The sequence below is a fragment of the Microcoleus sp. S36a_B3 genome, assembly GCF_036700745.1.
Classification (GTDB): Bacteria; Cyanobacteriota; Cyanobacteriia; order Cyanobacteriales; family Microcoleaceae; genus Microcoleus.
On record NZ_JAUBPN010000004.1, the window covers coordinates 168,104 to 191,415 of the forward strand.

At 45.1% G+C, this 23,312-nt stretch carries 15 protein-coding genes; 6 read left to right on the forward strand and 9 right to left on the reverse strand.

The window, feature by feature from the left end; genetic code table 11:
• Nucleotides 1-199 precede the first annotated feature (199 nt).
• Nucleotides 200-2,203, forward strand: a complete 2,004-nt coding sequence (locus tag QUA01_RS06580; RefSeq protein WP_194066127.1) for a cation:proton antiporter domain-containing protein — start codon at nt 200-202, stop codon at nt 2,201-2,203.
• 476 nt (nt 2,204-2,679) lie between these two features.
• A complete protein-coding gene (locus QUA01_RS06585) occupies nt 2,680-4,338 on the forward strand; it encodes an alpha/beta hydrolase (protein WP_333088124.1) in 1,659 nt (552 codons plus the stop codon).
• 372 nt (nt 4,339-4,710) lie between these two features.
• On the opposite strand, the gene QUA01_RS06590 is transcribed toward QUA01_RS06585, so the two are convergent.
• The 3 genes from QUA01_RS06590 to ilvC all read right to left on the reverse strand — a co-directional run bounded on the left by QUA01_RS06590 (nt 4,711) and on the right by ilvC (nt 9,607).
• A complete protein-coding gene (locus tag QUA01_RS06590; protein ID WP_333088125.1) occupies nt 4,711-6,435 on the reverse strand; it encodes a DHA2 family efflux MFS transporter permease subunit in 1,725 nt (574 codons plus the stop codon).
• Nucleotides 6,436-6,546: 111 nt separating this feature from the next.
• Nucleotides 6,547-7,182, reverse strand: a complete 636-nt coding sequence (locus QUA01_RS06595) for a TetR/AcrR family transcriptional regulator (protein WP_194012757.1) — start codon at nt 7,180-7,182, stop codon at nt 6,547-6,549.
• 1,375 nt (nt 7,183-8,557) lie between these two features.
• Nucleotides 8,558-9,607, reverse strand: coding sequence for a ketol-acid reductoisomerase (gene ilvC / locus QUA01_RS06600; RefSeq protein WP_333088128.1), 1,050 nt, complete (start codon nt 9,605-9,607; stop codon nt 8,558-8,560).
• Between the two features lie 223 nt (nt 9,608-9,830).
• Between ilvC and gloA2 the strand changes: the two genes are divergently transcribed.
• Nucleotides 9,831-10,304, forward strand: a complete 474-nt coding sequence (gloA2, locus tag QUA01_RS06605; RefSeq protein ID WP_333194925.1) for an SMU1112c/YaeR family gloxylase I-like metalloprotein — start codon at nt 9,831-9,833, stop codon at nt 10,302-10,304.
• 109 nt (nt 10,305-10,413) lie between these two features.
• A complete protein-coding gene (locus tag QUA01_RS06610) occupies nt 10,414-11,706 on the forward strand; it encodes an endonuclease/exonuclease/phosphatase family protein (RefSeq protein ID WP_333088131.1) in 1,293 nt (430 codons plus the stop codon).
• Here the strand turns inward: QUA01_RS06610 and QUA01_RS06615 are convergent.
• The 4 genes from QUA01_RS06615 to QUA01_RS06630 form a co-directional block, all read right to left on the reverse strand.
• Complete coding sequence (locus QUA01_RS06615; protein WP_333088132.1) at nt 11,673-13,355, reverse strand: dynamin family protein; 1,683 nt, start codon at nt 13,353-13,355, stop codon at nt 11,673-11,675. The two genes, QUA01_RS06610 and QUA01_RS06615, sit on opposite strands and share 34 nt — an antisense overlap.
• A gap of 14 nt (nt 13,356-13,369) precedes the next feature.
• Entirely contained in the window at nt 13,370-15,448 is a 2,079-nt protein-coding gene (locus tag QUA01_RS06620) for a dynamin family protein (protein WP_333088133.1), read from the reverse strand.
• Nucleotides 15,449-15,481: 33 nt separating this feature from the next.
• Nucleotides 15,482-15,814, reverse strand: coding sequence for a hypothetical protein (locus QUA01_RS06625; protein ID WP_333088134.1), 333 nt, complete (start codon nt 15,812-15,814; stop codon nt 15,482-15,484).
• Nucleotides 15,815-16,009: 195 nt separating this feature from the next.
• On the reverse strand, nt 16,010-16,531 hold the full coding sequence (locus tag QUA01_RS06630; RefSeq protein ID WP_333088135.1) for a pentapeptide repeat-containing protein: 522 nt from the start codon (nt 16,529-16,531) through the stop codon (nt 16,010-16,012).
• 230 nt (nt 16,532-16,761) lie between these two features.
• Here QUA01_RS06630 and QUA01_RS06635 point away from each other — a divergent pair, with 230 nt between their 5' ends.
• Nucleotides 16,762-18,300 (forward strand): SagB/ThcOx family dehydrogenase, encoded by a 1,539-nt coding sequence (locus tag QUA01_RS06635; RefSeq protein ID WP_333088136.1) that lies wholly within the window; start codon nt 16,762-16,764, stop codon nt 18,298-18,300.
• A gap of 216 nt (nt 18,301-18,516) precedes the next feature.
• Here QUA01_RS06635 and mnmE read toward each other — a convergent pair whose 3' ends face one another.
• Together mnmE and QUA01_RS06645 are read right to left on the reverse strand one after the other, a co-directional pair.
• Nucleotides 18,517-19,902, reverse strand: a complete 1,386-nt coding sequence (mnmE, locus tag QUA01_RS06640) for a tRNA uridine-5-carboxymethylaminomethyl(34) synthesis GTPase MnmE (RefSeq protein WP_333088138.1) — start codon at nt 19,900-19,902, stop codon at nt 18,517-18,519.
• 374 nt (nt 19,903-20,276) lie between these two features.
• The gene (locus tag QUA01_RS06645; protein ID WP_194066114.1) at nt 20,277-20,486 is read right to left on the reverse strand and encodes a hypothetical protein; all 210 of its coding nucleotides are present in this window, start codon (nt 20,484-20,486) and stop codon (nt 20,277-20,279) included.
• Between the two features lie 363 nt (nt 20,487-20,849).
• On the opposite strand from QUA01_RS06645, the gene QUA01_RS06650 reads away from it, so the two are divergent.
• On the forward strand, nt 20,850-23,051 hold the full coding sequence (locus QUA01_RS06650) for a tetratricopeptide repeat protein (protein WP_194066113.1): 2,202 nt from the start codon (nt 20,850-20,852) through the stop codon (nt 23,049-23,051).
• Nucleotides 23,052-23,312 lie beyond the last annotated feature (261 nt).

Consider the following 23,312-nt stretch of genomic DNA (forward strand, 5'->3'; position numbering starts at 1 on the left):
GTCCTTGGATTTAGATAAAGACTAAAGTCCTCACTACAAACCGATATTTTGCTAAAAAACCGAGTCAATTCCGGTCAATTGTAGTTATCAACAATAACAACTGCAATTTTTCCAAAATCCCTCTTTAGATTGATAAATATTTAGAGTTTTTAGGGAAAAATTAGTAGCAATTCTGTGCGAATATGTAGGATAAAAATTTATGCTAGCTTCCGGGCCAATTACCGCTCCAGTTCCCGTTTTTCTGGTTCTTTTAGCAATCATGCTAATCGCCCCTCTAGTATTTGAGCGCTTGCGATTGCCGGGAATAGTCGGTTTGATTATTGCTGGCGTAATTGTCGGCCCCAACGGTCTCAATTTGCTGCAACGAGACGCTACTATTGTTTTGTTAGGTACTGTAGGATTGCTGTTTTTGATGTTCCTAGCGGGACTGGAAACTAGCCTCGATGACCTCAAACTAAATGCTGACAAAGCTATCATATTTGGCCTGGCTACTTTTGCCCTACCGATGATATTGGGGACTGGAGCAATGCTGCTGTTGGGGTATAGCTTGCTTGCTTCAATTTTAGTCGCTTCTTGTTTAGCTACCCACACGCTTTTAGCCCTACCAATTTTGACAAAATTGGGATTGATGCGAACTCAGACTATTACTGCGACTTTGGGCGGGACTTTAATTACAAATGTCTTGGGACTGTTGGTGCTGGCAATTGTTGTTAAAGCTCACAAAGGAAATCTGACTCTCGATTTTTGGCTGTTTCTAATTCCATCTCTTGCTATTTACACTTTTGCTACTTTGTGGGGAGTCCCCAAAATCGGCCGCTGGTTTTTTAAGAAATTTGGTCACGACGAAAACGCCGAATTTATGTTTGTACTGGCTACGCTGTTTTTGGTTTCTTACGCAGCCGAAATGATTCAAATTGAGCCAATTATTGGTGCGTTTTTATCGGGAATTGCCATTACTCAAATCATCCCCAAAATGAGTCCGCTGATGAATCGGATTGAGTTTATTGGGAATACGCTGTTTGTGCCGTTTTTTCTGATTTCTGTGGGGATGTTGATCGATCCGCTAATTTTGGTGAAGCAGCCGCAGTCTTTGTTGGTGGCGGGGGTGATAATTTTAGCAGAATTGGTGAGCAAGTTTTTGGCAGCTTGGATACCGGGGAAAATCTTTGGTTTTAAGTTTCCCAACATTATGGTAATGTTTGGTCTTTCTGCTGCTCAAGCTGCTTCTACTTTGGCTGCAATTACGGTTGCTTTTAACATTGAATTGGTCGATCGCGTAGTGGTGAACGGCATCATTTTCATGATTTTAGTAACTTGTGTCGCTTCTCCTTGGATTGTATCTCGGTGGGGTCAACAAATGCAGGAGCCGGAGTCAAGTTTACCGGCTGCTACTTCGGGAAAGCATTCATGGGGAGATCGAGTTTTAGTACCTGTTGCTAACCCGAATACGGAAGATAATTTGCTGCGTTTGGCTTTGATTTTAGCTAAAACATCCCAGGGAATTTTGCTACCTCTGCATATTTTGTCCGATCGCGGGGAACCAATTTCGCCGGCACAGAAAATGCAGCAAACTCAACTTTTGAGGGCTGCGGAAACTGTCGCTAACGCCGCTGATTGTGCGGTGGAACCGATCGCGAGGATAGATGATGCGATCGATCGCGGAATTCTGCGGAGCGCAACCGAACGCGAGGCTAGTTTAATTGTTTGCGGTTGGAAGGGATTTTCCACGACTCGCGACAATTTTTTTGGCAGCATCATTGATAATATAGTGAGGCGATCGCCCGTACCGGTACTGATTGCTCGATTTCCCCATCCTATCCAAAATACAGCCAGAGTTATTTTAGCGATAACTGACAGCGATTTGACTCGGTTTGGATTTGCGGAAACCGTGGATATTGCTAAGAGTTTGGCCCAGGAACTTAAGGCGAGTTTACAAGTATTGTTGGTGGCGACAAAACGCGAACAAGCTAACAAAAGTGCCACTAAGATAGAAATTCTTTCTGAGATACCGATAAATCGGGTGCGGGGAAATTTTGTCAAGCAGGTTTCGCAGCAGTTGTTAGAACATGATTTGCTGATTTTACCAACAATTTATCAGTCGCAGAATTTGTGGGAACAACCGGGAACTCTTAAAGAACCGGAATCGATCGCCCGCGCTCATCAAGATCTTTCGATGCTTGTGGTTTATTTCCCTAAATCTTAAGTAATATTTTAACTGCAGATCGTCTGATCTACCTGCATTCATCTGCGGTTAAAATGCAAGAGAGTCTATTTTTACAGCGGATTTACTCTCGCTTGCTGGCCGATATCAAGTGTATGGAATTAGCAGCGACAAGCAAAGTATACTTGAGTTGGATAAATATTCTATAGAGCCGGTTAACCGCAGATTTTAAGCTGATAAATACTGATGGACGCAGATGCTTTCGATCTTGTGTGCGATTGAGTACAAAAGGTCTAGTGTAATGGGATCATCTGTGTTTGGCCTTAACGCTGTGCGATCGTCCTCGCTGGCTTTCGGTGATGGAAGCCCTTCGAGCAAAGCCGATCGCACTAATACAAAAAATTATACAAAAATTAGAGCGGACTTCAGCACAATTTCTCGACATCTGAGGCAATTTTTCGGTATCTGAGAGACTTCTGAGAATATAGTGATATTGTTTCTAGTTGAATCAAATAAAAATGAGCATTAGACCCCATTTCAGATGGTTTTCGTCAATGGTGAGTGTTTGTAGCGCGATCGCGATCGGCACTTTCAGCAGCGTCACATCCTCTGCAAAAGCTGCAGAAACCGTTGTTCTCCGCAAAGGTATTTTAGAATCGTCAATATCGGTTGCGGATTTGCGCGAACTCGCAAAAACCGGAAAAGTACCCGAAAAACTACAAACCTACGCCAATTTGCTGTCTGACTCACAGCGCGGTCAAATTTTTGGCGCGCTAACTGCGAAAATCCCCCTCAATGTAGTCGGTTTGAGCAACTTGCTAAATACGCGCATTGGGAGTGCGATCCTGACTGATTTGACGACAGTCATACCGAGGCGCGACGGTGCCGGTGTCCAAGCGCTGCGAGCCGCTTTGGTGTTGGGTGCGAACGCACCGGAAGGCTTGTCGGTACTGAGTTTTATAGAATCTTATCCGAGTTCGCGGGTAGTCGTGGATCTCGATCGAGCTTTCTCGGTTTTGGGAAATTTGAACGCGGGTTTTTGGCAAACTCAGCGGTTTATGGCGGCGATCGCACCTCAGTTAGCAGCCGTTAAACCGGCGCTTAACCTGCCTTTCGACCCTAGCCTACCGGGCCCCAATTCTGTGCAGGTATTGAAGCTAGATTTGAACGACAGCGCCCGCAATCGGCGCATTCCAGTTGATGTCTACTGGTCGAAAGCTGCGACGGCTGACAAACCAACGATCGTCTTTTCTCACGGTTTGGGTTCTGTCCGCACGGATTTGCGCTATTTGGCCGAGCATTTAGCGTCTTACGGCTATGTGGTGGCTGCTTTGGAACATCCGGGAAGCAACGAAACGAACACCAATGCTGCGATTGCGGGTAAGTCTCGGTTATTAGCTCCTCAAGAGTTTTTAGAGCGTCCCAAAGACATCAGTTTTGTGCTCGACGAACTAGCAAAATTGAACCAAACTGATGATAACTTACGGGGGAAAATCGCGATCGACCGATCGATGATAGTTGGCTATTCCTTCGGCGGCGCCACAGCCTTGTCCGTAGCGGGTGCCGAACTGCAATTGAGCGGGCTCAAACAGCGCTGTCAGGGCGATTTGATTGGGTTTAGCTTGGGCGAAGGGATTCAGTGCGCGGCGGCGGGATTGCCCGAAGAACGGTATCAATTGCGGGATGCGAGGATTAAAAGGGCGATCGTCATGAATCCCACAACATCATTACTATTTGGAGAAACAGGCTTAAGTAAAATTAAGATTCCCACATTAATAGTAGCATCTTCAGCAGACAAAACAACACCCGCCTTAGTCGAACAAATTGCCGGCTTCCCAAAAATTCCCTCACCCAAATGGCTAGTCGGATTTGTAGGAGGAACCCACTTAAGCGTCAAAGATCCGAGTACAACCTTAGACCAAGTTGGGAGGCCGAGCACAGTAATTACCGGCGATGAACTTGTCGGCGACCAAGCCGCGAGCATACGCAATTATATTAAAGTTATCAGTTTGGCAATGGCCGCTCAACTAACAGCAGAAGCCGACAAATATGCTATCTTTTTAACCCCAGAATACGCGCAATTTGCCTCAACAAACGCAATTCCGGTGCGCCTAATAACAGAAATTCCCCCAGAAACTAATGCAGTCGTGCAAACTTTCATTCAAGAGAATAAGTAGTCAGTAGTCAGTAGTCAGTAGTCAGTAGTCAGTAGTCAGTAGTCAGTAGTCAGTAGTCAGTAGTCATCTTGCCCTGAGCGAATTCGAAGGGTAGTCATTAGTCATTAGGAATGAAAATTTAATAACTCAAGCGATTGCTCGTTACCAGGCTCTGCCTGGTAATGCAGATCCGGAGGCTCTGCCTCCTTTGAGGAAGGCAACTTACGGGAGAGAGGACTGTAGGAGGTGTTTAAGTTATTAAGTTTTCGATCCTTAGTCAGTAGTCAGTAGTCAGTAGTTAGCAGTCAGTAGTCAACAGTCAACAGTCAACAATCAACAATTACCTGACGGTACAAGTGGAATTGATACAGCACTTTGCTTAAAATCAAGCAATTAGTGAGCAGCAGGTACTTTGGCTCCAGCGCCTCCCTTGCCGAGAAACAGCAGCAATGGCAGCGAACAGAGAAAGACAATGCCGACAAAGCGAAAAATGTCTGCGTAGGATAGAACGGCTGCCTGCGTATTGACTAATTGGGAGAGCGCGGCGAGGGCTTGTTGTTCGGCGGTTGCGGCATCAGAACCGCGACTCTGAAACAAACCAATGAGTGCACTGAGCCGCTCCGTTGTTTCTGGATCGTAAGGCGTTAACTTTGCCAACAAAATGGCTCGATGAAAAGCCTCTCGTTGAGCCAGCAATGAGGTCAGAATGGCAATGCCAATACTACCACCGAGCTGACGAGTCAAGTTATAGAAGCCGGAGCCAGCCGATACATCTTCTTTGGGGATGGAACCCAATGTTGCCAAACTTAGGGGCAGGAACATCAAAACCGTAGTTGCACCGCGCCAGATTAGAGGCCAAAACAAATTATCAGTTCCGGTTTGGGGCGTGATTTTTGCCAGCTCAAACATCACGGCTGCCGTTCCACAGGCTCCCAGCGCAATTAAAATGCGGGCATCCACCTTAGTCGAAATTTTGCCCAATAAAACCATTATGATGGCGGACGCTAAAGCTCCAGGAGCGAGTAGAAATCCGGTTTGCGTTGCCGAAAAGTGCAGCACGCCTTGAGCAAACAGCGGTACAGCAAACAAGGCTCCGTACAACCCCATGCCCAAAATACCAGAGTAAAGGCTACCGGCTGCCAGGGATTTATGCCGCAGAACCCGCAAGTCAACTGCTGGTGCTTTGGTGCTGAGTTCTCGCCAGATGAACAGAAACAGCCCCACAACCGCCACAAACGCCAGGAGCGTAATGAAACCGGATTCAAACCAGTTTTCTTTTTCCCCTTCTTCCAAAAATCCTTGCAAACTACCTACCGCAATACACAGCAGTACAATTCCTGTCCAGTCTACTTTCTGCTGGCTCCGTCCGTGTTGCTTCGAGTCTGGTCGGAGAAAGACGATCGCCATGATGACAGCCACAATGCCGACTGGCAAATTGATAAAGAAAATCCAGCGCCAGCCTAACGTATCGGTCAGATAGCCGCCTAGCGTGGGACCAATAGCCGGACCTGCAATCACCCCAACCCCAAACACCGACTGCGCTAATCCCTGTTCCGCAGGGGGAAAAGTTTCAAACAGAATCGCTTGCGCTTTTGCCAACAGTCCGCCTCCGCAGAAGCCTTGAAGAATCCGAGCTACCACTAACATCGGCAGGTTGATGGATAAACCGCATAACATCGAGGCTGCTGTGAACCCGATCATGGAAAAGACAAAGTAGGTTTTCTTGCCGAATAAGTCCCCCAACCAGGCTGAGAGCGGAATCATCACAACGTTGGCGATCGCGTAACCCGTTACTACCCAAGCAATTTCGGTCACGGTTGCGCCTAATGTCGCCTGCATATCTGTTAAAGCAACGTTCACAATGCTGGTATCAATGACTTCTAGAATCGCTCCCAGAGAAGCCGTCAGGGCGATCGCCCACTTGAGCGGTCCCTGCACGTACCCGGCTGCATCATAGGTAGATTGTTTCAATTTTTTTAATGGTTTTGCTCGCTTTTGTTGAGCGTTTTGTTGAGCGTTTTGTTGGTCTTGAGGCTCAGACTCTTCCAACTCGGTAAAAGCCCGAATATCCATAGAATCTGGCTCAATTGATTGACTCTGTATTTGAGGGCGTTCCATCTTTCGTCTCTACTTCTGCGATCGCGAACGGCAGGTGCTTCCCACCACCCCAAGGGGTTAGGGTGCTTCAATCCACAAATGCCAAATTCATACGAAAATTGTCAGGAACCTTCATTCTGGAGACGAAGTACGACTTAAAGAAGACGCTGCTGTGCTAACTCCCCGCACCAATAAATCCACACACCCTTCGATGTATCGTTTACGGCTGTAGCCCCGGTTTACTTGAAAAACATGGCGGCGAATCATACCCGACAGCAGCATTCCAGTCAATTGATCCACTGCCAGTGACAGGTCAACATTCGGACAAACACTGCCGCGTTGAACACAGGTTTGTAGATAGGAAATTAGTTTTTCACGCAGCGGTAAAAATGATTGCTGAAGCACCTCCAGTGCTTCTGTCGGATGCCGGTGAGCTTCACCAATAAACATCCGAAATAGAGCTTCGTACTCCTCCAACATATCGTCGTGGAGCTTTGCATAATGCAGGAGATCGCGGCGTAGGTCATAAGTCCATTCGTCTTGATGCGCCAACGCCTCCGTCCGCAATGCTGTAATGTGATGGGCAACCGCACTCAACACTTGCTCTTTGCTCTGAAAGCGGCGAAACAAAGTGACTTCACTCACATCTGCAACACGAGCAATTTCACGAGTTGTCGCTCCAACGTAGCCTTCTGTAGAGAAAACTTCAATCGCGGCTTTCAACAGGCGATCGCGCGTTTCCGCTGCACTTCGATTCGTTCTACTCATCTTAATTAATGTAAGCACTAACTTACATATTCTAGATCGCCAAAGGGCTGTAGCTTCAGCACAAAGACGGATTTTTGAAACACAGGAGGGATGGATTTACGCTCAGATGCCGGAAACCAGGAAAAGTCGTCCCGCTCCGAAACTAGCGCTCTTTCATCACTCTGGATAAAATAAAACAACGGCAGACCAACTTTATCCAGAGTTTAATGTTGTATATCCACAACATTTATTCATCATATTTAATAGTTCTAGAAATCCGACTTTTAAGCTAGAAATATTAAAAATTAAAAGCCAATGCTTGAGGTGATTGTAAAAGACATAGGGTTGAATTATCAGTCGCAAATTAATTAACGTAAATTACTATTCTTCACTAAGATTACACCATTTATGCTCACTATATTTTGAGATTTATTGAGATATACCTGTGTCTGAATACAATTTAATATCTGGGATTTCTCTTCCACACTCTCGCGTGTCACTTGATTGTTTTTATGTTTTTTGTCAGCTAATTAACAAAAATGCACCCACAAACTATTTTCCACAACTTCGATTTTTGCTAATAACTTGTTATATCGTGTTCGATTGTCTCGGAATGATGTTAACTGTTAAACATTGCACCTAAACCTCGCCGAAGTGTCGAACCATCAGGAAACTGCACGCGCTATTTCCCTACAATTAATCCCGGAATCGTTACACCTTTAACCGACGAAAATTGATTATTTTGGGGTAGGGGAAACGGTATTGCCGTCTCCGAAACTGCTGAGGTCTATTTTTCTTGAGCCGTTGCTGATATATTTTGTCCGTACCAGGGCAAAATATAACAAAGCGCTTTCACAAACTCCACTCCCAAACTGCCATGCCTAAAAAAAATGTTATTCCGCTGTTGCTTTTGTTTATAGTGCTGTTTACCCTTTACGGTGACAGTTTAACTTTTCTGCCCAAACCGATAAGAGATACCAGCGTCGCCAGTAGAAATTTCTTCGTCGGGTTGTGGCCGAATTGGCTGAGGCCGAGAGATTTCAACGAGAAAAGAGAACAGCAGATTGAGAAATTGCAAAAAAGTCCTACTCCCAGTAGATAGTTTTGAGCTAACAGCGACAAACCAGGTTTCTTTAACAATATCTAGCCACTTTTTTGTAAAAAACTAAAAATCACTAACTTAAACATCTTTCACTCCTCTCTCTCCAGAAACGACAAGGTAGAGAGAGGCAGAGTCTCCTCACCTGCATTACCAGGCAGAGCCTGGTAACGAGCAACGAGCAATTTTACTCCCCACTTTCGGGTTAGTTAGCAGTTCAGATTTTAGATTGTTCGTTCAATCTAAAATCTCAAACTTATTCGGAGCAAAGCCGAAGAATCTAAACTTTATAATCGATTAGGCTTGCTTTTTCAACCAGCTAAACATAGCTCGCAAATCTTTGCCAACTTCTTCAATGGGATGTTCTGCTTCTTGACGGCGCATGGAAGTAAAACCTGGTTTGCCGGCTTGGTTTTCGAGAACGAATTCGCGAGCAAATTGACCGGATTGAATTTCGCTGAGAATTTTCCGCATTTCGGCGCGGGTGTCATCGGTGACGATGCGGGGGCCGCGAGTTAAATCGCCGTATTCTGCAGTATTGGAGATGCTGTCGCGCATTTTGGCGAGGCCTCCTTCTACTACTAAGTCAACGATAAGTTTAACTTCGTGCAAACATTCAAAATAAGCTAATTCTGGTTGATATCCAGCGTCAACTAAGGTTTCAAATCCAGCTTTAATTAAGGCGCTCAAACCGCCGCACAAAACTACTTGTTCGCCAAAAAGATCGGTTTCTGTTTCTTCGCGGAAAGTGGTTTCCAGGATGCCGGCTCTGGTGCCGCCAATACCTTTAGCATAGGCCATTGCCCGATCGCGCGCTTGACCGGAAGCATCTTGATATACTGCAAACAAACTCGGAACACCTTCGCCTTGTTCGTAAGTCCGGCGCACCAAATGTCCGGGGCCTTTGGGGGCTACCATTACTACGTCTACGTTGGCTGGGGGCACAACTTGGCCGAAGTGAATGTTAAAACCGTGAGCAAATGCTAAAACATTTCCTTCGGAAAGATTCGGTTCGATTTGTTCTTTGTAAATAGTTTTTTGAACTTCATCGGGTAATAAAATCATGATGAAGTCAGCGGCGGCGGCTGCTTTGTCTACCGGGTGAACTGTTAAACCCGCGTCGGTTGCTTTGGCTGCAGATTTGCTACCGGGATACAAGCCGACAACGACATTCATACCGCTGTCTTTGAGGTTGAGGGCGTGGGCGTGTCCTTGGGAACCGTAGCCAATGATAGCAATTGTTTTGTTGGCTAACAGGTCTAGGTTAGCGTCGGTGTCGTAATACATACGGGCCATAATGCTTGTCTCCTGAGATGCAAATTGGGTGATTGACTGCAAAACTCTCATCTTATCAAGTAGGGTGCTTTTTTTTGCAGAAATTTTTCAATTAAGATTTGGACGGGGGAAAATAAAGGTCGATCGCCCTGAATGTCGCAGGGTTTGTCGCCGAGTCTGCGATCGTCAAATATAATTGGTTAATAGCGTGCTGTGCATTTGAAAAAACCTCGCATCTTGCACTATTCTCGCTTAACAGGCTCTCCGGCCTGTTCCACAAGAAAATTTACTCTTTGTGGAACAGGCCGGAGAGCCTGTTCATAAAAGCTTATTGAGAATGGTGCAACATCTCAGAAAAACCCAACTAACTAACTTTTTTCAGATGAAAATAAAGGCAATACATCATGTGGCGATTATTTGCTCGGATTACGAAGCGTCGAAGAAATTTTATGTAGAAGTATTGGGATGTTCCATTATCAAAGAAACTTTCCGAACCGAGAGAAATTCTTACAAACTAGATTTGCGAGTCGGAAATGGCGACACCATCGAGCTTTTCTCATTTTCCCATCCTCCTGAAAGAATTAACAATCCTGAAGCCTGTGGCTTGAGACATTTAGCTTTTGCAGTTGAGAACATAGAAGCATCAGTTGCTTACTTAAAATCCCAACAAGTAGAAGTAGAAGAAATTCGCCTTGACGAAATTACCGAAAAAAGGTTTACATTTTTCCGAGACCCCGACAACTTACCATTAGAAATATATGAGAATTAAGGAGTCTATTTATTTTTTCAAGCCGTTATTAAGTCAACCAGTCCGTAGTGATGACTATAGAAATTGCATCATTCATCCCCCTCTAAAATCTAAAATATAAAATTGTATAATGGACAGATTAATCAGAAATACAATCACTATCGGATTGCCGACTTTAATGCTCTTTATCGCCATATTAGCTACAGGAAAAACAGGTGATGCAGCCGTTTGGTCGGGTTTGGTCAAAGTCGGCGGTTCCTTTGGTATGCTGATCGGTTTAGGTGTGTTGGTATTTGCAGGATTTGTTGCCAATTCTGTGAGTTATTTTGTGGTAGATGGCTTGGTGGTGAGATTTTATCAAAAGCGGCGAGAGTTGCACCCGCCAGAACAACTGGTAACAGAAATTGATAAATTGCCGATTACTAACGACCTTAAAATCAAGCTCAAATGGGCGGTGATGTACAGCAGCAACAACAAAAACATTAGCTTGAAGCACGTAATTTTAAAATGGTTTATTATCGCAGCAAGTGTAAATGCCCTATTTTCAATAGTCGGTTATTTGAGAATAACTAACATTTTTTTTGAATTGAGTTCTCATTTTAAAGTACAATATCTGCTGGTTGGTTTCTCTACTTTGATATTTTTCGCTCTGGTGCGCTCCCAAAAAAGATGGTTGTTGGTGAGCGCATTTTGCACGATCGTTAATTTGGCTGAAATTGTTCCTTGGTACTTTCCAGCGCCAGCATTTGCAGGAGCAACTAGCGCACACAACTTGCGGATTTTGCATTCAAATGTTTTAACGAGTAACCGACGCTATTCTGAGGTGATATCGCTGGTTAAAGCAGAACAACCTGATATCGCGGTTTTTGTCGAAGTCAGCACAGTTTGGGCAAAAGAGTTAGCAGTTTTAAGCGAGATTTTTCCTTACTCTTCCAACCTGCAAGAATCTGAGAGATTTGGCAGTGCAATATACAGCAAGCTGCCTTTAGAAAATGCTTCTATTAAAGCTTTTTCAAAGCGAAGAAAGAGCTTGTTTACAGATGTGAGATTTCAAGGTAAAATCATTTCTCTGATTCTTGCTCATCCGACTGTGCCGATCAAACAGGAGAGTTTTATCGATCGCAATAAACAGCTAGCAGCCATCGGCGAGTATGCAGCCCAAATCAAAAATCCGCTGATTGTGGTTGGGGATTTAAATACCACAATGTGGTCGCCTTTCTACAAAAATATGGTAAAAACCGGAAATTTGCGAAATGCGCGATCGGGCTTTGGCATTTTACCGACTTGGCCGACTTTTATGCCGCTGGCTTATATTCCGATCGATCACTTTCTAGTCAGCAAAGAAATTGGTGTTTTGAAGATTCGTACTGGCCGCAATGTCGGTTCGGATCATTTGCCGTTAATTACAGATTTAGTCATTTGAAGGCAGGATTCGATATTTTCTAACAAATTATTGATTAACTGTATCTGATATTGCTGAATATTTGTCTGTAGTGGCTCTTTACTGTCTTGAAAACAGATAACTTTTCCGGCGATTTCCTTGTAGTGTTGCAGCATGGAAAAAGTATCGGTGCTGAAGCGAGCGAGATAGTTTTTAGCAGCCTCGCTGCAAATTTCCGTTACTTGATTGAGATAAGCTTCTGACGATTCAGGCGGCTTTTCATACCCAGTTCTTTTATTCAAAATATAGCTAGCACCGCCGACTACTGCGGCTCCCACAGGCCCGCCCAATAGCCAACCTAAGCCTGTGGCGATCGCCACTGGAGCCACTTCGCCCTCGTTCGACTTTTGAGGTGGAGGTGGCGGCGGTTCCGGTAAAGAGACTTGCGGGGATGGAGGAAACGAAATCAAAAGCGCGATCGGCTGTTCTTTCTCAAAGAATTCGCAAGCTTTATTTACCCATTCTGCGATGCTTTGCTGCTGATGTAAGACCTCTCGCTGAAATTTTAGCTTCCACGCATCAAAACTTCCTTCCTGGAGCGACACCGCCATTTCCGATTGATACCGCTGCAAAAGTGTGGGCTGGTAAAGCCAAATCTCGAAATCGGAAACGCTGGCTTGAAAGCCTTTTGATATCAGTTTTTCGGCTTTTTGTTTAATTTCAATTTTGTCTTTGTGCTTTTTTTGAGCGGCAGCTATTTCTGCAGCGACAGTTTCAGCTTTGGCTCGGAGAGATTGACAAATTTTAGTAGCTATAGCTTCAATTCTGGGCAACTTAACTGCTAGTTGTTCCTGTTGAGCTGCCACAATACTTTGCAAAGCCGATTCAAAGGTGGCAATTCCTGTAGTTTGGGCGGCCGCCACATCTCCTTTCAGCCTCGCCCTCAACGCCGGCAAAGCATCGACGCGGTAGATATTGCTGATATTGTTCGGTAAGTTGGAGCGAAAACTTTCGGCAACAAACAACAAGCGATTGTAAACTTGTTTTTGTTCGTCTGGTTCGAGTAAATTGAGAAAATTGGCAACAAAGACGACAGTGTTGATGTTGCGATCGCTCAACCAATCTCTCAAGTTCTCCCGTTCCCCTAAAGTCATCAATTTGCGAGCATCTAAAACCTGCACAACCAAATCAGCCGTTAGCAATTTATCCCGAACCAAATTATCCTGTTCTTCCCGATCATTGGTTCCCGGCAAATCCAGCAATTCCACACCGGTTTGCAGAAATGGATGGGGACAGTAAACATTCACCGCCGCCACATCATCCCGCATTTGTCTCGCGTCGTCAAGGATGGCGTAGCGTTTCAAAACATCAGTCCCCGGTTCGCTAATTTCCGTGCCGTCTTTCAGGGTAATTTTTGCGTGCAATTCCTCGCCATAGTTGACATAAATGGCAGCACCTGTAGTGGGCACAAGGTCGATCGGCAAAGCCCGATTTCCCAGCAAAGCATTCAGCAAAGTTGACTTGCCGTAATTAAACGGGCCAAAGACAGCAACTTGAAAAGTTGGTTTGGCGAGATAGTCACAGATTGAGGTGGTATCTCGGTAAAGTTGGGAGTTTTTCTCAAGTTCGAGAATACCGAGTGCTGATTTGAGATTGTCAGTCAGGTGTTGATAAATTTCGGGTTGTTGCATATTGTTGTTTTATCTCAGTTAGCAGATGCTAGGAAAGCTTGATATAGTGATTCAATACTCTGCGACTCGGCAGAAACATCAGCCTCCAATTTTTTCAACCGCTGGGATTCAGCCTGACAATTAATCTCGCGAGATTCCTTTTGTTCGAGCAAATTATCTAACTCCGATTTCCGAGAATTAATATCCGCATTCATGCGATCGCCCACTTCTCGCCCGTAAACATCAAAACACTCTTTCACAGCATCATGAATCGGCTGCCACTGCTCTTGAGCCACCTGCGGCAGATATTTCACTAACTCTTTTTTCGCGGCTTTCACCAACTGTTTATGAGCTCCGTCTGCTTGCAAAACCCCAACACCCATCCCCAATAAAGCCAAGTACAGCGGCCCCAAAACAATCCCCGTAAAACTAGCAAAAATCGTACTGACGCTCAACACAGTAATTAAATTAAGCAAGATATTTTTCCAGTCAAAACCCGCTCCTGCCATAGCTACGCCTGCCAGGTTCCCGGTCGTTAATGAAAACAATCCCATTGCCCATTTTGCCCAAGATGGCGAATTATCTTCCTTCGAGTTGCTGACTGCTGCTGGTATTTTTTGCCCGGTCAGTTTTTCTGTAATTTTTTCAGTCACTTTCGTGTAAGATGCTCCGTAATTTGCCGCACTTTGCGAGAGTTGCGAAAATGCTGAATTCATCTCTTGTTCAGCCGTGAGAGTCCAAGCTGCGAGTTTGTCGTTGATGTACTGCTCGAATGCTCGTTTGAGGGATGCTTCAAAGGCTTCTCGCTTGCCTTGGCTGAAGAAATCCAGAAATCTCAGCTCTGGTTGATATCGTAAGAAATCTGTTTCAAAGGTATTTTCTAAGTTAAGAACGTAGGCGCGAAAAGAATCTGCGATCGCCCGCGATTTACTATCTCTAACTGCGATAATTTCTTGTTGAAATTCATCGCGAATCTGAGTCAGCTTTTTAAACTCCGGCTCAACTGAATTAATCTTTTCTTTCAACTCATTGACATCGCGATCGAGTAATGGTAAACGGCGTCCAACAGCTTCGCGGACGCGAGCAGAAATTTGACGCGCCAAAGTCCTCGCCGGACGCAATTCCGAAATCGCCCTTTCCTGCGTCAAAAACGTATTCAGTGCCGCCATAAACTCGGGAAAACCAGTTCCTGCTAAATCCGCATCCGGGTTTTTCATCCGCAACCTGAGCGCCTTAATTGAGGTAATTGCAAACACTCGCTCGTCGTAAATATCGTGTCCTTCTGTCAAACAATATTCAGCCAAATTAGCTTGAAAAACCCGCCGCAGTTTCCCTTCGGCTTCTGCCAATTCTTCAGGATCGTCTGGGTCAATCAAACTTTCCCGCACCTGATCCCAAGCATTAATCAGAAAGAAAATGCTCAATCCGCGATTTTTGATGTAATTTTCTAAATAACGTCTTTCACCCATTGTGCAAGGCTGAGTTGCCCTGAGCACAAACAAAATAGCGTGGCAGTTGTTGATGTAACCCAGAGATAATTCATTGCGGGCTTCTGTATCGTTCAGTCCGGGACTGTCTACTATTTCTATGCCTTTTTCTAGCAAAGGTAAGGGATATTCTACTACGGCGCAATCGATATCGGGAAATGCTGGTTTCTTTTCTTCTTCTAGGCGTTTAGCTTCAGCGGGGTCAATTGTGTAGTTCTGTTTAAAACTTTTAAAATCTAGCTGTTTTGGGCTTTTGCCGTCATTGAAATAAACGGTAACTTTTTTTTCTGAACCGTAGCGCAAAATCGTCAGCAAAGCTGTACAGGGATTTACGTCACTCGGTAGTAAATTTTCGCCGATTAACGCATTGAGAAAAGTGCTTTTACCGCGTTTCATGTCGCCTAGCACTAGCAGCCGAAAGACTCCTTGGCGCAAGTTTTTACTGGCGATATCAATGTCCGCGTTGTCTGTTTCTAAACCTAGTTTTCCTGATGCTTCCGCTGCTGTTAATTCTGATTGGTTGATGGCTGTGGCGATGTTGCTGAGGCGACCTGCAATTTCTCGGCGGACGGCGGCTACTCGCTCTAAATCGTTGAGAAAACTGCTGGTTTCGACTTTAAGGTTCATGGGTATTTCCTAATATTTTACGGCTGGGAACTTTCAATTTATATCTTCTTCAATAAACATTTTGTAAGCGCTCAAAGCAATGAATCCAACTATCAGCGTAGTTGCCAGCCAAGATGCGATGCGAACTGCAACGACAACAGCAATGACAATGCCTGTAAATTGAGCTACGGCTAGGATTTTTCTGCGCCACTGTTTGAGTGTGCCGTTAACTTGGCTATCGGATTCTTCGTACTTGCGTGTTAGATGTTCTGGCACTGAGCGGTCGATTTCGGCTTCTAGTTCGCGGAGCCAAATTTCTTGTTCGCGCCTCCGCAAATTTTGTTTTTTGTGCCGAAGTTCTCTGGCTGTTTTGTCGGGAAAATTCATAAATTATCTCTTATTTTCCACTGAAAAAATGTGTTATTTATTGTCAATGTTGCAAAGCGATAAGTTCTCTACGACTGTAACTCACATTTTCCGCCGTGTCGAGAAATGTTAATAAATTTTAAAAAGGGCGATTCCCGCTCGGGATAGCTACGCTTCACGACTAATGAAGCCGATCGCCCGCAGCGCTGGAAATCATCAATATCCTTCGGGGCTGATGGTAGTGCGATCGCACTCAGCTTCCGACAAATCTGCCAAGCGCGATCGAAATAAGTTGCAGCCAGCTAATTGAGCTTTAGTTAACTTTGCTTTCTCCAAATTAGCTCTGCTCAAATCCGCATTGCTCAAATCGGCATTGCTCAAATCGGCATTGTACAAATCCGCACCTTGTAAATTAGCTTTCTGCAAATTAGCACCTTGCAAATTTGCGTGGCGTAAATTTGCTCTAGATAAATTTGCTCCTGACAAATTAGCTTCTGACAAGTTTGCTTGATAAAGCTGAATGTCGCCCAATTCGGCATCCTGCAACTGTGTTTGAAAAAGATTGGCTTGAGTCAGATTTCCGTAGGGCAAATAAGTTCGCCTCAAAACGCTACCAGAAAGGTTGATTTCTGCTAAATCTGCTTGAAATAAATTATGTTCACTTAGGTCAACTGCGTCAAAATTTCGCTTGCCTTCAGAATACTGAGCTAACAATTGCTCAGCGCTTAGCTTTTGCATATTCATCTCTTTATGAGGACAGCTATTGTAGCCAGTCCATAACGATAATAAAGGGCTATTACTGTTTGCGTATTTATACCTAAGCATTCTCTTATGTTAAGCTTGTGTAACAACGAGCGCATTTTTTCTAAGATTTTTTTTATATTTGTAAATTTCTGGCTGGCTCGGTCAGTAACCAGTCAGTAATCTCAAGATCGATCGACAAACCAAAGCCCATCTTCTACTGAAATATGCCAGAACTTCCTCTTTCTATGGCTGAGCACTACCACGAGCGGACGAAATATGACCCTGAAACCCTTGCTGCCAAAAGCAGACAGCTAGATTGGACAGAGCAACCGGTGCCGTTCAAAGAATATAAAATTGGTGCGTATTTTGACCTAAAGCCTTATATAAAAGACCCCTCGGACGATCGCGAGGCCGCGGCTGATGCCGGTTGGTGGCACCGCTTGTCGAGCTTGTTGCTGTGCAGCTACGGGTTGACTGCGAAGGTGCAGACGCTAGATGAGAGCTATCTGTATTTGCGATCCGCACCGTCGGCGGGCGGGCTGTACCCTGCAGAGGTTTATTTAATCTCCCGCGGCACGCCACATTTGCCCGCCGGACTCTACAACTATCAGTGCAGAACTCATTCACTCGTTCATTTTTGGAACAGTGAAGTTTGGTCGGGGTTGCAAGCTGCTTGTTTCGGATCGCCGGCGCTCGAAAATACCCAACTGGCGATCGCGATTACTACTGTTTTCTTCCGTTCTTCTTGGCGTTACGAAGACCGGGCTTACCGCAGAATTTTCCTCGATACCGGTCATTTATTGAGCAATATCGAGTTAGCTTGCGCCATCAACGATTACCGACCTCACCTGATTGGAGGATTCGCCGATGCAGCTATCAATGAATTACTGTACATCGACTCGGAGCAAGAAGGAGCGATTTGTGTAGTTGCGTTAGCCGACTTGCTGGATATCGACCAAAATTTGCCCAAATTCAAAACAGCTTTGCCCGGAAACACCACAACAGATTATCCTAAAATTTCCGAAGGTCAACTGTTGGGATACCTCCACAAAGCGACACAGTTAGATTCAGACCCCACCGGAACGGATGGCTGGAAATTTGATGAAAAAGAAGGTGATTTAGAGGATAAATACAATTTTCCATTTTGTACTAAAATTTCGACTGTCAGTCCTTCGATTCCTTGGGGAGTCAATCTGGAAACTTTAGAAACAACTATCCTCAAAAGGCGTTCTACCCGCGCTTATACTGGTGCTTCTTTGAGCTTGGGCGAACTGTTAGCCTTGCTCGATTTTACTTACCAGCCACAGCACTATATCGACCAAGGATTAGACGGTTATCCCGATTATTTCGATCTGAGTTTGATCGAGACTTTTATTGCTGTTTCGGGAGTGCATGGATTGGAGGAAGGCTGTTATTATTATGCTCCGAAAGCTCAAGAGTTGCGGCAAATTCGGTTTAAAAATTTCCGCAGGGAGTTGCATTTTTTGTGTTTGGGGCAAGATTTGGGCCGAGATGCGGGGGCGCTGTTGTTTCACACGGCGGATTTGAACAGGGCTGTAGCAAAATATGGCGATCGAGTTTACCGATATTTGCACATGGACGCGGGTCATTTGGGCCAACGGTTGAATTTAGCAGCGGTTCAACTGCGTTTGGGTGTTAGCGGTATCGCGGGCTTTTTTGACGATCGCGTCAATGACGTTCTCGGTATTCCTACAAGCGAGGCTGTGCTTTATATTACTACTCTGGGAAGACCGCGATCGTGAATTTTAGGGCGATCGTTCTAGTAGAGATAATATGAGTTAAATGAAATAATCAACACGTAGCAACAGAAAACTCAGCGGTTGAAACCGCGTCTACACAAACAAAACCCGCCTCCGCGGGTTGAAGATAAGAAGACCAGGCGCTTAAAATTACCTGTTTTCTTTAGTCCGCGGAGGCGGACTTAGTTTTTGTAGGCGCGGTTTTAACCGCCGTCTGATCTATTTCCCAATGCAAAACTTGCTAAATATTCTGTCTAGCACTGATTCTGTCACTTCTTCGCCCGTAACTTCTCCCAATGCTTGAATTGCACCGCGCAAATCTATTGTCCAAAAATCTAAAGGCAATTTGTTGCTAATAGTATCCGTGCATTGTTCCAGAGAAATTTTGGCTTTGGTTAAGGCTGCTGCTTGCCGCTGATTGATTGCTAAATCGGAGTTTGCTGCTTGCAAATTTCCGTGGCTGACGGCATCTAAGATGGCTGTTTCTAAGTTTTCTATGCCTCGCTCTAGGGCGGCAGATGCGGTAACTGTAGGGTGAATTTCCGAGGAAAAAGGTAGTTCGGGGATGGTTTTTACTAGGTCGATTTTGTTGATGATTATAATTAGCTGGCGGTGCTTTACTTGTTCGTAAATTTCGGAATCGCCCTCTGTCCAACCAGATTCTGCGTCAATTGTTAGCAATACTAAATCGGCTTGTTTTGCTGCAGCGCGCGATCGCTCGACCCCAATTTTTTCTACCTTGTCTTCAGTTTCCCGAATGCCGGCAGTATCGAGCACCTGCACCGGAATGCCGCCCACAACTAGCTGCGATTCTACTACATCTCGCGTCGTACCGGGCAAATCTGTGACGATCGCCCGATCGCTCTTACTCCACGCATTCAACAAACTCGACTTTCCCACATTCGGCCGCCCCACAATCGCCACTTTCAAACCGGTTCTCAACAATTCACCGCGATCCGCCGTCGTCAAAATTGTTGACAGTTCCGCCAAAACATGATTTATTTCCCAGCAAGTTTTAGCTTCATCTAAAGGAGGCAAATCTTCCTCAAAATCAATTCTCGCCTCAATTTCTGCCAGCAAATCCAAACAAGTTGTTCTTAATTTGCGAATTGGCTGGGCTAATTTTCCCTGCAAACCAGCTAAAGCACTTTGTGCAGCAGCAGGTGATTTTGCTCCCACCAAATCTGAAATACTTTCAGCCTGAGTTAAATCGAGCCTCCCGTTCAAAAAAGCCCGCAGCGAAAACTCTCCCGGCTGCGCCAATCTCGCCCCGCTTTCCAAACACAACTGCAAAACTTGTTGGACGGCCATAATCCCGCCGTGACAGTGAAATTCCACCACATCTTCGCGAGTGAAAGAACGCGGCGCTTTCATGATTAACAGCAAAGCTTCATCAACTAATTCTTGAGTTTTTGGGTGGCGGATGTGGCCGTAAAGAATGCGGTGAGACTCCCAAATTTGCTGTCCTGGGGCGCGAAACAGAGTTTCGGCAATTTTTAAGGCGGAAGCCCCGGAAAGTCGCACAATGGCGACGCTGCCTTGTTGGGGAACTATGGCAGTGGCGATCGCTGCGATCGTTCCTCCTTTTGTTAGTGATTCAGCCATTTTTAATTGCTCTAGAGTTCAATAATTATCTCGATCGCCCTATCTGCAATACCTCGATTATATAGGCATTTAATTGCTGTATATAGAGATTTCCTAATTCACCCAATCGTCTGATAATCTGCGTTGGAGGGTAGCTATTCGAGTTACTCTAACTTTAGATGATAGTCGCAATCCAGTTGCTGGAAATTCTCTATCTTCCACATTCAGGGCAAACTCTTCATTGTTTAATCTTGCAACATTTTGAGAGGAAATAAAGCAAACAGTAACTTCATCAGAATTTTAGATAGCACACAGCACTAAAGCAGGACGCAATTTCATCTGACTCAAATCAGTAAATGGAAATTGTACTAATACAATATCTCCTTTTTTTAGTATCACGCAATAGGTTCTCCATCTTCTATCGTATAAATATCAGGTTCGTCCTGCAAAAAGTCAAAACAGCCACCGTTTTGAGAAAGCTGCATAAGTTCCTGAGTCGAAGGATACGGGATGTTTTCTAGTAATTTGTCCGTAATCGCTAATTGCTCGTCTGCGGAGAGAGATAAGATAACTTGAATTAGGGAGTCAACCAGTTGTACGTTCATTTTAAGTCATCTGTTGCTCGGTTACTAAATTATACTATAAGTTCAGGGTTTGCATTTACAGTCAACCGATACGGGCAGCAGACTGGGACTAATCTTAATGCTATAGTCCTCGACGCAGAAATTGGTTTTTTACGGAAATACTGCATCCCGGCTTTTAACACTGCGTCCAGGACTGCTCAAATTCAGACAAGGCTCAAAGTTTCGGCGATAGCCTTTCTTTAAATTGCCAGCACCTGTAGTCCTACTACGGGCTATTTTTTCGGCTGCTTGGCACACCGGAATCAATAGCTAAAAGTTTGACACCACAGTGAGCTATCCTGATTTCATGCGATAATGGAACATTGACAGGGTAGAGGGCAGAGCATGATTGGTCAACTTCTAGACAGACGTTACCGCATCATTAAAGTCACAGACTCAAATGAGGTGGGAAAAACTTATTTAGCAGCAGATACTCACCGTCCCGGGTATCCGCAATGCACGGTTAGAGAAATGCGGCTTCCCGGCACAAGTTCGCAAACTCCCGAATTAGTCAAAGTTATATTTCAAAGAAACGCAGAAATAATTGAGGAATTGGGTAAACACGACAAAATTCCCGAATTATTGGCGTATTTTGAGGAAAATCAAAGTTTATACTTAATTGAAGAATTTATTGTGGGTTCACCTTTGAGTCAAGAACTGATTGTGGGTGAAGCTTGGCAAGAAGATGAAGTAATTACTTTGCTATCATCGATATTAGAAATTTTGGCGTTCATCCATTCCAAGGGCTTTATTCACCGCAGAATTCAACCAGACAGAGTTATCCGGCGCGAGTCAGACGGAAAATTTGTGTTGGTTGACTTTAGCTTAGACAAAGAAATTAACCCGGAACTTGTTAATTGTGATTTGTGGGCGCAAACTCCGCCGAAGTCTGTTAAATCGCCTTTGGGAAAAAAACAGGAGTTGGCGGTGCAGGCTTTGTATGTGCCGATCGAGCAATCGCAAGGCAACCCCCACTACAATAGCGACATCTACGCTCTAGGTACGATCGCCCAGCTTGCGGTAACGGGACTCTCACCCAAGGAACTCAGCGCCCTGAGAAACAACAAAAAAGGCGAGATTCCGTGGCACAATCGGGCAACTTGTTCGGCGACTCTAACACGTATTATCGATCGAATGGTGCGCTCCGACAAAGAAGAACGCTATCACGAAGCAGCCGAAGTTTTGGCAGACATCAAACAAATCGCCGTAAAATGGGATGCCCCTCCGTCGCCAGCCACCATCATCACCAAGCCTAGGAGTAAACCGCCCATCCAGCGCCCTACTAAACTGCTGCTGTTGGCTGCAATAGTCTCCGCTTCGATCTTGACAGCAGTCATCATGTACTTCGGACATATTAAAAGTCCGGCGAGGGCGAAAGAATTGTTCGCCCGCGGCGTGGCTAAGGCACAACAAGGTGACAAAACAGGCGCGATCGCCGATTATACTCAAGCCATCGCCCTGAATGCTGGCGATGCCGAAACTTTTTACAAGCGGGCTAATGCTCGCTACGACATGGGTGCGACAGAGCAAGCAAAGGCAGATTATACGCAAGCAATTAAAGTTAATCCGAGCCACACCAAAGCCATCTATAATCGAGGTTTGGCGCGCCTCGACACAGGCGACAAGCGGGGGGCCGTGGAGGATTTTACCCAAGTATTGCGGCTGAGTCCGAGCGACGGTGAGGCATACTCTCAGCGGGGTTTAGTCTACTACGATTTGGCAGACTACCGCACGGCCATTGAAGACTACACTCAAGCAATTCGGCTCACTCCCAACGATGCTGTAGCTTACAGCAATCGGGGTTTAGCTCGATCGGCATCGGGCGACAAAACTGGAGCAATGGCAGATTTTACCCAAGCGATTCAAATTAGCCCCAAACAAGCTAGCGTTTACTACAGTCGCGGTCGATCGCGCTTTAATCTGGCAGATTATCAAGGAGCGATGGAAGATTATAGTAAGGCGATCGAATTGGAACCAGAACAAGCTGATGCTTATACCAATCGGTGCAGCGCTTACTTAAATTTGGCAACCTACGACAAAGCGATTGAAGATTGCACCCGCGCAATTAATCTCGATCCCAAAGATGAAGCAGCTTACAACAACCGCTGCATTGCTTATCTAAATTTAAAACAATTTCAAAAGGCTGCTGAAGATTGCAGTTTGGCGATCGGACTTAACAGCAACAATCCCAAAGCATACAGCAATCGAGGATTAGCTCGATCGGCTTCGGGAGACAAACTCGGGGCTGTAGAAGATTTTACCAGAGCAATTGGGCTCAATCCCAGTGATGCCGTAGCTTACAGCAATCGCGGTAGCCTGTACTCAGAACAAAAAAATTACCCTTTAGCGGTTGAGGATTTCGCTCAGTCGCTGCGGCTCAACCCCAACAATGCTACTGCTTTTTACAGCCGGGGCCTCGTGCGCCGCCAACTCAAAGATCGGGCTGGGGCGATCGAAGATTTTCAGAAAGCTGCAACACTGTTTCTAGAACAAGGAAGAGCCGATGGTTTCCAAAACGCACAAGCACAAATAAACGACCCTAAATAAACTATTAGTCAGTAGTCATGAGTCAGTAGTCATTAGTCATTAGTTGTTAGTTGTTGGGAATTGGTTATTAGTTATTGGTTATTGGTTACTTGCTACGAATTTCCCATTTCCAATTCTCAATTCCCAATAACAGCTAACAGCTAACAGCTAACAGCTAACAGTCATCAGTCATTAGTTATCAGGAACAACGAACAATGAAGAATGAGGCAGGAAAAAAGAAAAAGGCAAAATCACCAATCAGCAATTCCCAATCACCAACTC